13 protein-coding genes are annotated in these 11,533 nt (G+C 71.1%); 7 read left to right on the top strand and 6 right to left on the bottom strand.

All coding sequences use genetic code 11. The features are described 5' to 3' along the window. On the bottom strand, positions 1-744 hold a 744-nt coding region (locus VKQ35_RS07235; RefSeq protein ID WP_324360009.1), incomplete at its 3' end, for an RNA polymerase factor sigma-32. 263 nt (positions 745-1,007) lie between these two features. Between VKQ35_RS07235 and VKQ35_RS07230 the strand changes: the two genes are divergently transcribed. Further along, positions 1,008-1,580 (top strand): DUF1003 domain-containing protein, encoded by a 573-nt coding sequence (locus VKQ35_RS07230; protein ID WP_324360006.1) that lies wholly within the window; start codon positions 1,008-1,010, stop codon positions 1,578-1,580. A gap of 3 nt (positions 1,581-1,583) precedes the next feature. On the opposite strand, the gene VKQ35_RS07225 is transcribed toward VKQ35_RS07230, so the two are convergent. Both VKQ35_RS07225 and VKQ35_RS07220 read right to left on the bottom strand, forming a co-directional pair. Beyond that, on the bottom strand, positions 1,584-2,303 hold the full coding sequence (locus VKQ35_RS07225; protein ID WP_324360004.1) for a pirin family protein: 720 nt from the start codon (positions 2,301-2,303) through the stop codon (positions 1,584-1,586). A 152-nt stretch (positions 2,304-2,455) separates the two neighbouring features. After that, positions 2,456-3,100, bottom strand: a complete 645-nt coding sequence (locus VKQ35_RS07220) for an NADPH-dependent F420 reductase (protein ID WP_324360002.1) — start codon at positions 3,098-3,100, stop codon at positions 2,456-2,458. Between the two features lie 321 nt (positions 3,101-3,421). Here VKQ35_RS07220 and VKQ35_RS07215 point away from each other — a divergent pair, with 321 nt between their 5' ends. Beyond that, positions 3,422-3,847 carry a DoxX family protein gene (locus tag VKQ35_RS07215; protein WP_324360000.1) on the top strand — a complete coding sequence of 142 codons (426 nt, stop codon included), beginning with the start codon at positions 3,422-3,424 and terminating at the stop codon, positions 3,845-3,847. A 110-nt stretch (positions 3,848-3,957) separates the two neighbouring features. After that, entirely contained in the window at positions 3,958-4,818 is an 861-nt protein-coding gene (locus VKQ35_RS07210) for a pirin family protein (RefSeq protein WP_324359998.1), read from the top strand. A gap of 36 nt (positions 4,819-4,854) precedes the next feature. Here the strand turns inward: VKQ35_RS07210 and VKQ35_RS07205 are convergent, their stop codons facing one another. Next, complete coding sequence (locus tag VKQ35_RS07205; RefSeq protein WP_324359996.1) at positions 4,855-5,415, bottom strand: TetR/AcrR family transcriptional regulator; 561 nt, start codon at positions 5,413-5,415, stop codon at positions 4,855-4,857. Between the two features lie 278 nt (positions 5,416-5,693). Here VKQ35_RS07205 and VKQ35_RS07200 point away from each other — a divergent pair, with 278 nt between their 5' ends. Genes VKQ35_RS07200 through VKQ35_RS07190 form a run of 3 tightly spaced genes read left to right on the top strand, consistent with a single transcriptional unit; the run spans position 5,694 to position 9,810 of the window. Then, positions 5,694-7,076: an efflux transporter outer membrane subunit gene (locus tag VKQ35_RS07200; protein ID WP_324359994.1), complete on the top strand. Its 1,383-nt coding sequence runs from the start codon at positions 5,694-5,696 to the stop codon at positions 7,074-7,076. A 49-nt stretch (positions 7,077-7,125) separates the two neighbouring features. Further along, a complete protein-coding gene (locus tag VKQ35_RS07195; protein WP_324359992.1) occupies positions 7,126-8,250 on the top strand; it encodes an HlyD family efflux transporter periplasmic adaptor subunit in 1,125 nt (374 codons plus the stop codon). Positions 8,251-8,271: 21 nt separating this feature from the next. Then, positions 8,272-9,810: a DHA2 family efflux MFS transporter permease subunit gene (locus VKQ35_RS07190; RefSeq protein WP_324359990.1), complete on the top strand. Its 1,539-nt coding sequence runs from the start codon at positions 8,272-8,274 to the stop codon at positions 9,808-9,810. A gap of 108 nt (positions 9,811-9,918) precedes the next feature. Here the strand turns inward: VKQ35_RS07190 and VKQ35_RS07185 are convergent, their stop codons facing one another. Next, positions 9,919-10,098 carry a hypothetical protein gene (locus VKQ35_RS07185; protein ID WP_324359989.1) on the bottom strand — a complete coding sequence of 60 codons (180 nt, stop codon included), beginning with the start codon at positions 10,096-10,098 and terminating at the stop codon, positions 9,919-9,921. Positions 10,099-10,273: 175 nt separating this feature from the next. On the opposite strand from VKQ35_RS07185, the gene VKQ35_RS07180 reads away from it, so the two are divergent. Then, positions 10,274-10,597, top strand: a complete 324-nt coding sequence (locus VKQ35_RS07180) for a hypothetical protein (RefSeq protein ID WP_324359987.1) — start codon at positions 10,274-10,276, stop codon at positions 10,595-10,597. 17 nt (positions 10,598-10,614) lie between these two features. Here VKQ35_RS07180 and VKQ35_RS07175 read toward each other — a convergent pair whose 3' ends face one another. Beyond that, positions 10,615-11,502, bottom strand: coding sequence for a LysR family transcriptional regulator (locus VKQ35_RS07175; protein WP_324359985.1), 888 nt, complete (start codon positions 11,500-11,502; stop codon positions 10,615-10,617). Positions 11,503-11,533 lie beyond the last annotated feature (31 nt).

Below are 11,533 nucleotides of genomic sequence, written 5' to 3'. Positions count from 1 at the left end.
CGACTCGCGCAGATGGCGGGCCTCGAAGACGGCGCGTTCCCGTGGGCTGAGAGTGGTGAGCGCGGAGACCAGCGCCTGGCGCCGGTCGTCCGTTTCCTGGGCCTCGATCAGCTCGGCCTCGGGCGAGGCCGCGTCGTCGGCCAACTGGTCCTGCCACTCGGCGCCGCCGGCCTCGGCGTCGGCCATGGGGGCGTTCAGGGAGTTGTCGCCGGCCATCCGCCGGTTCATCTCCTGGACCTCGTGAGGGGCCACGCCGAGGCGGGTGGCGATAGTCTCCGCGTGTTCGGCGGTCAGGTCGCCTTCTTCCAGGGCGGCGATGGCCTGCTTGGCGCGGCGCAGGCCGAAGAACAGCTTCTTCTGGGCGCCGGTGGTCCCCATCTTCACCAGGGACCAGGAGCGGATGACGAATTCCTGGATGGTCGAGCGGATCCACCACATGGCGTAGGTGGCCAGGCGGAAGCCGCGATCGGGATCGAAGCGGCGCACCGCCTGCATCAGGCCGATGTTGCCTTCGGAGATCAGGTCGGAGACCGGCAGGCCGTAGCCGCGGTAGCCCATGGCGATCTTCGCCACCAGCCGCAGGTGCGAGGCTACCAGCTGCTGGGCCGCGTCCGGATCGTGGTGTTCCTGCCAGCGGCGCGCCAGCATGTATTCGTCCTCTTGCTGCAGCATGGGCATTTCGCGGATCTGGCGCAGGTAACGGCCGAGACCTTGTTCCATCGAGATCGTGGCGGCGGCTTGCATGGCGGGGTTCCTCCTCGGGCCGGCAAGGCGTTGTCCCTTGCGCACTCAGACGGTACCCAAGCTTCATGGGTCCAAAAATAGAAACTTATGAAATCTATTGTTTCTATTTTGGAGCCTAGGATCATCGCGCCGGGGGCGCGGGTCAGGATCGGCGACGCCGTGTCGCCGATCGCGGCGTTCCCAACGGCGGCGGAACGCCCAGGTGAAGGCTGCGCCTGACGCGCACCCCACGACGGGGTCTTCAGCTCATAGGAGCGAGGGGCATGGCCAACGCGATCTCCGACCACATCTCCCGGACCCTGCTGCGCAGCGACTACGCCGGCCTGAGTTCCGCCGAACGGGACCTCATCGACCGGATCGTGGAGCTCGCGCCGCAGCCGCCGCCCGACCTCGGCAGGGTGTCCCGGCTGGACGATCTGGCCGACCGGATCGCGCTGGCCATCAAGTCCTGGTGGTTCGTCGCAGGCATCGTCCTGCTGATGACCGCCTGGTTCCTGCTCAACAGTCCGCTGATGGCGCGCTTCGGCCTGGCCTTCGATCCCTATCCCTTCACCTTCCTCAAGCTGATGCTGTCGATTCTCGCCGTGGTCCAGGGCCCCATCATCCTGATCAGCCAGCATCACACCGACGCCTCGAAGCGCGCCGCCAAGAGCTACGACTCGGCGGTCGCCCTGCACGCCAAGCTGGAAATCCTGCGCCTGCATGAGCGGTTCGACGGCTTCGAGGCCGCGCTGGCGGGCCTGCGTCCCGATCCAGAAGTCTATGTCACGCCGTTCGTGGCGAAGGTCGGGTCCGGCCTGCGCCGCCCGCGCGCCGCCAACGGCGACCGCGCCTGACGCCTAGGCGGCCTTCGCCTGGGCGAGCGTGCGGGCGGGCGGCGCGTCCACCAGCACGATCTCGCAGTCCTCGATCGCGGTGAAGGTGAGCCGCGGCTCGTCCCTGATCGCCGCGCCATCGCGCGCCTCGAGGCGCACGTTGTTGACGCTCAGCACGCCGGCCGCCGCCGCCAGATAGAGGCGCCGGCCAGCGTCGGCGGCGTAGTCCAGGGCCTCGCCGCGCCGAAGCGCGGCGCCCAGGACGCGCGCCCTGGCGCGGATCGGCAGGGCCTCGGTGTCGGTCTCGAAGCCGCTGGCCAGAACGACCCACCGCCCGGACCGGTCGGCCTTGGGAAACGGCTTCGTGCCCCAGGCGGGCGATCCGCCGGACGCTTCCGGGACGATCCAGATCTGGAAGAGGTGGGTCTCGCCGGGCTCGCGGTTGAACTCGGAATGGCGGATGCCGCTGCCGGCGCTCATCACCTGGACGTCGCCCGCCGCCGTGCGGCCGGCGTTGCCCAGGGTGTCGCGGTGGCTGATGGCGCCTTGCCGGACGTAGGTCACGATCTCCATGTCCGCGTGCGGATGCGGCGGGAAGCCGGACCCGGGCGCGATCACGTCGTCGTTCCAGATGCGCAGGGCGCCCCAGCCGGCGGCCGGGTCGGTGAACGAGAAGTGGTGTTTGGCCTTCAGCCAGCCATGGTCGCTGGACAGCAGGGCGCTGAAGGGTCGGCGTTCGATCATGGCGACGCTCCGCGGTAGGGCGCGGGCCGGCGGCGCCGGCCTGAAGCCTGGCTCACAGCTGTTGTCGCCGGACCGTCCGCAAAAGGGGCCAGCCCCGAAAACCTGAGTTTCCGGAACTGACCCCTGGCGCGTCTGCGGTCCCGGCGTCTGGTTCAGGCCATGACGAAGCGGCCGGCGGCCAGGGGGCCGACGGGCAGCGCGACGAGCGGCGCGCCGATGTCGAGCGGGCCGAGGTCGACGGGGGCGAAACCGGCCGCCTCGACCAGCCGGCGCACCTGCGCCTTCGCCGCGGCGTCGTCGCCCGAGAAGAACAGCACCCGCTTGCCGCCCTCGGTGTCCGGCGACTGCAGGTCCTCGGCGCTGATGTGGTTGAAGGCCCGCACCACCCGCGCGCCGGGCACATGGTCGCGGAACACCTGGCTGGAGGGGCGGCCGCCCAGATCGATGATCTTGATGCCGAAGGCGGCCAATGGATTGCTCTCGTCCTGTCGTTCAGGGGAGTCCGCGTCGAGGAAGCTCACGGGGTTGGTGGCGTCGACCACGATGCGGCCGTTCCAGGCCGGCAGGCCACCGAGCGCCTCGCCGAGCGCCGCCCAGCGCACCGCGACGATCACCAGGTCCTTGGCGGCCGCCTCGGCGACCGTTCCGGCCGCGATCGTCGGGCCGAGTTCCTCGACGAGGCCGGCGAGGGAGGCGGGCCCGCGGCGGTTGGCGAGGGTCGCGGCGATCCCGCTCTTCGCCAGCATGCGGGCGATGCTGGCGCCCTGGGCGCCGGCGCCGATGATACCAATGCTCATGATCTCGTTCCTTGGTTGGGCTGGGGGCGCGACGAAACGCGACCGGCAGGGCCCCAGGCCCACGGGTCGGCGCCCCAGACCTGGGGGCCAGCTCGCGCCGGCGGCAGGCGCGGATTCCGCGACGCGCCGTTTCGCCGATCGCGACACGGGCGCCCGGCGCCGTTCAGGAATCGCGAACGTTGCGTCGCGTCTTTTGAGACTCCTTAGCGCCCAGGCCGCGCCCACCTGCAGTGAGTGGCGAGACCGCGCAGCGGCCGCCCTTGGAGCAACCAGGTCGCGGGGAGACACCGATCCGACGGCCAAGCTTAAGGATCAGTCCCAATGTCCAAGTCCAACGACACTGTCGCGCTCGCCGGGCGTATCCTCATCGGCGTGCTGTTCTTCATGAGCGGCCTGAGCAAGATCGCCGCCCCCGCGGCCACCCAGGGCTACATCGCCGCCATGGGCCTGCCTGCGCCTGAGATCTCCTATTTCGGCGCCATCGCCGTCGAGGTGGTGGGCAGCCTGCTGCTGATCGCCGGCTATCGGGTGCGCCCGGTGGCGATCGGCATGGCCCTCTTCACCCTGGCCACGGCCCTGGTCTTCCATAAGAACTTCGCCGACCAGAACCAGATGATCCACTTCATGAAGAACATCGCGATCATCGGCGGTCTGCTGCAAGTCGCCGCCTTTGGCGGTGGCCGCTTCTCCCTCGACGCCCGCCGCGTTCGCCGCGTTCCGGTCGCTCAGTCGTCGGTCGCGGCCTAAGCGCCGCCGCCACCGGGACGTCAGGCCGGTCCCACGGTCTGACGTCCCCACCGGCATATGGCGTTCAGCCGTCCTGCCGCCCATTTGCGATTTTTCCCTGGAGTCCCACCATGTCCGTCACCCACGCGCCTTCGCCGCGCGCCGCGGCGCCCGCCGCCCCCGACCGGCGGAGAATCTTCCACGGCCGCGGCCGCAGCCACGGCAAGATCACCCGCCTGATGTCTCCCGGAGACCTCGGCACGGTGCTGAAGCCCTTCGTCTTCCTCGATCTGTTCGACAACCAGGGGGACCGGTTCCCGACCTTCGGCCTGCATCCCCACTCCGGTCTGGCGACCTTGACCTATGTGGCCGAGGGCAGCGTCAGCTATGAGGACACCAACGGCGCCACCGGCATCCTGCGCGAAGGCGGCGTCGAGTGGATGCGCGCCGGCAAGGGCGTCTGGCACGCCGGCGGCGCCGGCGACCCCGGCCGGACCCGCGGCTTCCAGCTGTGGATCGCGCTGCCGCCGCTCCTCGAACTCGGCGGCTCGGAGAGCCTCTACCAGGGCGCCTCCGAGATCCCGCAGGTGGGGCCCGTCCGCGTCCTGCTCGGCGAATACGCCGGCGTCGCCAACGCCATCGCCCCGCCCTCGGACATGACCTATCTGGCGGTCTCGCTGCAGGCCGGGGAGACCTGGCGCTACGACCCGCCCGCGGGCCACGAGGTGCTGTGGCTGGCCATGGGCAAGGGCGCCGTCACGGCCCCGGACCTGCTCGAGCACGGCGACATCGTGATCTTCGACCGCACGGCCGGCGGGGTCAGCTTCACCGCGAAGAGCGACGCGGAGTTCGTCATCGGTTCGGCCGCGCCGCACCCGCACGACCTGGCGCTGGGCTACTATTCGGTCCACACCTCGCCGGAGGCCCTGGCGGCCGGCGAGGCGCACATCGCGCAGATCCGCGAGCGCCTGGTGGCTCAGGGCCGGCTCTAGACGCCGGCCCGCCCGCTCCCGACGGGGGTCTGACGCCTACCTTGGCGCGTAGGCCCGCAGGAAGGTGGCGACCGCGGTCGCCACCTCCTTCTCGACGGTTTCGGCGCTGGGCTCAGGCTCGAGGCCCAGCAGGCGCCGGAAGTGCAGCTCGCCCTTCATCAGGTTGAAGAACACGCCCGCGGCGTGCACCGGATCCGGCGCGCAGATGTCCCCCTTCGCGTGGCATGTGGCGAGATAGCCGCCCAGCCGTTCAGAGCCGACCTTCGGACCGGCCTGGTCAAAGCGGCGCGCCAGTTCGGGGTTGCGCCGGGATTCCTCGATGATCAGCTGAAACGTCCGCACGGCCTGATCCGAGCACATGGCCGTCACCAGCTCGCGGCCGAGTGCGGTCAGGGTGGCGTGGATGTCGGCGCCTTCCGCCTCCAGCATCAGCATGCTTTCGATCACCGAGCACTGGTCGGCGATGATGGCGTCGAAGAGATCTTCCTTGTTCTTGAAGTAGGCATAGAGGGTGGCCTTCGAGCCCCCCAGCCGCGCGGCGATCGTCGACATGGTCGCGGCGCTGAAGCCCTCCTCGAAGAAGACTTCCCGCGCCACCTGCAGAATCCGATCGCGCCGCTGATCGCGGATCGTCTGCGAAATTCCCTTTGAAACCTGCAAATCCATAAATCGTACCGTACCGTACAGTTTTCCCTTGACGCAAGCCCAATCGCCGCACCATATCGCAAAATATGAACTGTACGGTACGGTTCTAGTCCTGGCTGAAGAGCTTGCCCATGCCGCGCCTTCCTTCTCATCCCAGCCCGCGAGGCGTCGCGGGAATTCCGGTCCGCCGAGTCGCACGGCTGGCCAGTGTGGCGGCGGCTGGAGCGGCCGTGGCGGCTCTGCTGGCCGCCTGCGCGACGGTTCCGCCCACCGGTAAGATGGTGACGCCGACCGCGATCGCCAGTCTCGACTCGCAGACGTCCCTGGCCGCGGCGCAAACCCCGTGGCCGGCGGACGGCTGGTGGCGGGCCTATGGCGACACCCAGCTCGACGGCCTGATCGAGGAGGCGCTCAGCCGCTCGCCGGACCTGGCCGCCGCCCGCGCGCGCCTGGCGAAGGCCGACGCCCTGGCCGGGCAGAGCCGCGCCGCGCTCGCCCCGCAGGTCACGGCCGAAGGCTCCCTGCAGGCGGAAAAGCAGAGCTACAACAACGGCATTCCGGCCGCCTTCATCCCCCACGGCTATCGCGACAGCGCCCGCGCGGCGCTGGACTTCGGCCTCGATCTCGACCTTTGGGGCGGCAAGCGGGCGGCGCTGGCCGCCGCGGTCGGCCAGGCCAAGGCGGCCGAGGTCGACAGCCAGGCTGCGCGCCTCACCCTGTCGGCGGCCGTGGCCGAGGCCTACGGCGACCTCGCCCAGACCGAGGCCGACCTTGAAGCCGCACGCGAGGCCCAGCGGATCCGCCGGGACACCCTGACGCTGATCGAGAGCCGGTTGGGCAGCCGCCTGGAAAATCGCGGCGCCCTGCTGCGCGCCCAGTCCGGCGTGGCCACGGCCACGGCCCAGGTCGCCGCCCTGGACGAGGCGGCGGCTCTGACCCGCAACCGCATCGCCGCCCTGATGGGCGAGGGGCCCGACCGTGGCCTTTCGATCAAACGCCCCGAGGCCGCCAGCCTGCGGTCGTTCGGCTTGCCGGCCGACGTCCGCGTGGCGCTGGTGGGCCGCCGTCCGGACCTCGCGGCCGCGCGCCTGCGGGCCGAAGCCGCCGGCCAGAAGATCAAGGCCGCCAAGGCCGACTTCTATCCGAACATCCAGCTCTCGGCCTATTTCGGCCTGCAGAGCCTGGGCCTGGGCGCCTTCACCAAGAGCGGCTCGGACATCGGCGGAATCGGCCCGGCGGTCACCCTGCCGATCTTCGACGGCGGACGGCTGCGCGCGGCCTACGGCGCGGCTGGCGCCGACTACGACTCCGCGGTGGCCGACTACGACCAGACCCTGGTGCAGGCGCTGCGGGAGGTGGCCGACGCCGCCGCCAGCAGCCGCGCGCTCACCCAGCGTCTCGACGAAAGCCGCAAGGCGCTCGACGCCTCCCGCCAGGCCCACGACATCGCCCTGCAACGCTACCGCGGGGGCCTCTCCAACTACCTCGACGTGCTCACCGCCGAGGACGCCCTGATCACCGATCAGCGGGCGGTCGCTGACCTGCAGGCCCGCGCCTTCCTCCTCGACATCGCCCTGACCCGCGCCCTCGGCGGCGGGTTCAAGGCCGCCTGACCGCTCTCCATTCCGCCCCGACCGTCCTCCCCCAAAAGGCCTCCCCGCCATGTATGACTCCGAAGAAACCCACCCCGAAGCCGCCGCCACGGCCGCGCCGGAGATCCAAACCCCTGAACCGCAGGCCGCGATCGCGCCGGCCAAGCGGGGCCGCCTGTTCGCCCTGCTGGGTGGGACGGTGGCTGTTGCGGCGCTGGCGGTCGGCGGTTGGGTCCTTGTCGAGGGCGGCAAGCACGTGAAGACCGACAACGCCTACGTCGACGCCTCGACCGCCCAGGTGACGCCGCTGACCGCCGCGGCGGTGACAGCCGTGCCGGTGATCAACACCCAGGTCGTCAGGGTTGGCGATCCGCTGGTGGTGCTGGACGACGCCGACGCCCGGTTGGCGCTCGCCCGGGCCGAGGCGGACCTGGCGCAGGCCGAGCGCCGGGTGGTCGGCTATCACGCCAACGACGACGCGCTGAGCGCCGAGGTCGCCAACCGCGCCGCCCAGGTGCAAAGCGCGAGGTCGAACCTCGAGCGCGCGCGCACCGACTACGAACGGCGCCAGGGGCTCGACGCCAATGGGGCCATCTCCGGCGAGGAGCTGACCCAGGCCCGCAACGCTCTGGACACCGCCCAGGCGGCGGTCACCGCGGCGGCCGCTCAGCAGCGCGCGGCCGAGGGCCAGCGCGCGGTCAACGCCGCCCTGATCTCCGGCGCCGGCGAGAATCCCGAAGTCGCCGCCGCCCGGGTCCGCGTCGACCAGGCGCGCCTCGACCTGGCGCGCACCGTGATCCGCGCGCCGATCGCCGGCGTGGTGGCCAAGAACGACGTGCAGATCGGCCAGCGCGTGCAGGTCGGCCAGCCGCTGATGAGCATCGTTCCGGTGGACCAGGCCTATGTGAACGCGAACTTCAAGGAACAGCAGCTGCGCAAGGTCCGGATGGGCCAGCCGGTGGAACTGACCTCCGACCTCTACGGCGGTGGGGTGAAGTACCACGGCTCCGTCGTCGGCGTGTCCGGCGGCACCGGTTCGGCCTTCGCGGTCATCCCGGCCCAGAACGCCACCGGCAACTGGATCAAGGTTGTCCAGCGCCTGCCGGTGCGGATCGCCATCGATCCGCGCGACCTCAAGGTTCACCCCTTGCGGGTCGGCATGTCGATGAACGCCCAGATCACGACCGGCAGCTAAAGTCTCCAAGGACCGTTTATCATGGCTTCGCAATCGACCAAGGCCCGCGGCGCGCCGCTGACCGGCGGCGCGCTCTGGGCCGCCGGAGTCCTCCTGGCGCTCGCCAACTTCGTGGCCGTGCTGGACCTCAGCATCGCCAACGTCTCGGTGCCGAACATCTCCGGCGCGCTCGGCGCGTCCACCAGCCAGGGCGTGTGGATCATCACCTCCTACGCCGTCGCCGAGGCGATCACCGTGCCGCTCACCGGCTGGCTCGCAGGGCGGTTCGGGGCGGTGCGGACCTTCGCCACGGCGCTGATCGGCTTCGGCCTCGCCTCGGCGCTCTGCGGCATGGCCCCGTCCCTGGGCTTCCTGGTGGCGTTCCGCGTCATCCAGGGCGTCACCGGCGGCCCGCTGATGGCGCTCTCCCAGACCCTGCTGCTGCAGATCTTCCCGCCCAAGCAGCAGCCGGCGGCCATGGGCCTCTGGGCGGTGACCACCCTGGTCGCGCCGGTCTGCGGCCCGGTGCTCGGGGGCTATCTGTGCGACACCTTCGGCTGGGGCTCGATCTTCATGGTCAACGTCCCGGTGGCGATCCTGGCCGGCGTGCTGGTGTGGCGCACGCTCTCCCGCTACGAGGGCGAGACGAAGAAGGCGCGCTTCGACTCGGTGGGCCTGGGCCTGCTGATCGTCTGGATCGCGGCCCTGCAGATCCTGCTGGACCTGGGCAAGGACCGCGACTGGTTCGCTTCGCCGCTGATCGTGACGCTGGCCGTCGTGGCCGCGCTGGGCTTCGCCGCCTTCATGATCTGGGAACTGACCGAGAAGAACCCCATCGTGAACCTGCGGGTGTTCCGCCATCGGGGGTTCAGCGCGTCGATGGTCACGCTCACGCTCACCATGGGCGCCTTCTTCGCCACCAATGTGCTGACCCCGCTCTGGCTGCAGTCCAACATGGGCTACACCGCCACCTGGGCGGGCTACATCACCGGCCTGATCGGCATCCTGGCCATCGTCAGCGCCCCGATCACCGCCCAGGTCATGACCAAGACCGACCCGCGCCGCATCCTGTTCGCGGGCGTGGCCTGGCTGGCCGTCACCACCTTCATGCGCAGCCACGGCCTGTCGCAGATGACCTTCTGGCAGATCGGCGTCTGGCTGTTCGTCGCCGGCGCGGCGATGCCGATGTTCTTCCTGCCGGTGACCACCGTGGCCCTGGGCGCGGTGAACCCGGAGGAGACGGCCGACGCCTCAGGCCTGCTGAACTTCCTGCGCACCATCGCCGGCGCGGTCGCCACCTCGATCGTCAGCACCGTCTGGGAGAACAACGCCACCCGCAACCACGCCGATCTGGCCGCGACCATGCCGGGCGCTCAGACGACCGTGGACAGCCTGACCGGCCCGGCGATGAATTCGGCGGCGGCGTTGGGCACGGTGAACGACCTGGTCGGCGGCCAGGCGGTCATGCTGGCCACCAACCAGCTGTTCCTGGCCTGCGCGGTGGTGTTCGCGATCGCCGCGGCCCTGGTCTGGATCACGCCGCGCCCGACCCGGGCGGTGGACGCCAGCGCCGCGCACTAGGGCCGGGTCGGCGGCCGGCCGTCCGCATCAGACGGCCGCTCACCAGACGCGCATGCCGCCGTCGACGACGATGTCGACGCCGGTGACTTGCCTGGCTCCTGGTTGCGTTCAGGCGCGGCCGGCGTGGGCGCTGGCGGCGATGGCCGCCGCCGGCGCATGGCCCTCATGGTGGTGGATCGCCACGCTCGCGGCGGTGAGCACGCCCCATCCGATCAGGCCCATGAGGGCCAGGCGCGCCCGCGCGCGCCGGATGCTGACGTGGAGCGGTTGGGGCGGGCGTCCGGACATCTGCGGAACCTCCGTAAGGCGGGCGGTGCGCTCGCCACGGACGTCATCTGGGGCCGCGGGGCAGGCCTGGGCAGCGCCGGAATCCGCGACGCCCCGTTCCACGTCCCGCGCCTACCCGCCGTTCCGCGGGCTCCACAGCTTGTGCGGCGTAACCCCGCCGCCAGGAGCCGCGATCATGAACGTCCAGCCCATCGACCTTGCCGCGTCGGCCGCCCGCCGGCCGGAGCCCGACCTCGCCCTGGTGCCGCCGGCCACCGCCGCGGTGCGGGCGCGGGAGCTGATGGCCGAGGCGCGATCCGCCGCCCTCGACAACCTGGCCGCCCTGGCCGCCGCTCTAGAGAGCGCCCGCGCCCTCGCGGACTCCGTCGTCGACGGCGGCGATCTCTACGGCGTCGGCCTTCGCGACCTCAGCCGCCGGCTGTCGGAGGACCTGCTGGGCCGCGAACGCAGCCTGCAGGCGCTGGCCGAGCGCGAGCAGCGCGGCCTGCTGGCCCACTAGGCCGGCGCGTTCGTTCGCTAGAGACGGACGCCGCTGCGTTCGCCGAACCGCTCGATCAGCAGATCGGTCAGCACCCGGATCTTGCGTGGCACGTGGTCGCCCGGCGGGCGCACCACATAGAGCCCGCCTTCCGGCGCCGGGTAGTCCGGCAAGACCTCGACTAGGTCGCCCGCCGCGAGGCGCGGGCCGGCCAGAAAGTCCGGGGCCAGCAGGATTCCCAGCCCCTTCACCGCCGCCGCCATCAGCGCCTCGGCGTTGTCGGCCGAGAAGCGCGCCCGCGGCCGCACCGTCACGACGTCCGTCCCGTTCCGCAGCCGCCATTCGCCGCGTTGGGCGATGATCGCCTCGTGCTCCAGCAGGTCGGCCGGACTCGTGGGCGCGCCCGCCCGGGCCAGGTAGTCGGGGCTGGCCACCAGGCGGCCATGGACCGGGGCGATCCGGCGCGCCACGAGGCTGGAGTCGGGCAGGTAGCCCAGGCGCACCGCCACGTCGAAACCCTCGCCCACCAGGTCGACGAACCGGTCGGCATAGGCGGCGTGGACGTGCAGCCGCGGATGCTGCAGGGCGAGATCGGCCAGCACCGGCGCCAGGTGGGTCGGTCCGAAGGACAAGGGTGCGGCGATCCGCAGGCGTCCTCGCACCTCGCCGTCGGCCGAAAGCGCGTCCTGGGCCGCATCCAGCTCGGCCACCACCCGCTGGGCGTGCTCGCGGAACGTCACGCCCGCCTCGGTCAATACCGCGCCGCGCGTCGTGCGCGACAGCAGCTGCGCGCCCAAGGCCGACTCAAGCCGGCTGAGTTGGCGGCTGACGATCGACTTCGAAAGGCCAAGGCGGCGGCCGGCTGGCGTGACGCCGCCGGCTTCCGCCACTTCCAGGAAGGTCCTGAGGTCGTCCGTATCGATCATCGGCGTTCCAGATTCAGCGACGCGACGGTGC

It is taken from the genome of Phenylobacterium sp. (assembly GCF_035309685.1).
In the GTDB taxonomy this organism is placed as follows: Bacteria; Pseudomonadota; Alphaproteobacteria; order Caulobacterales; family Caulobacteraceae; genus Phenylobacterium.
This window is presented reverse-complemented; position numbering and strand designations above follow the sequence as displayed.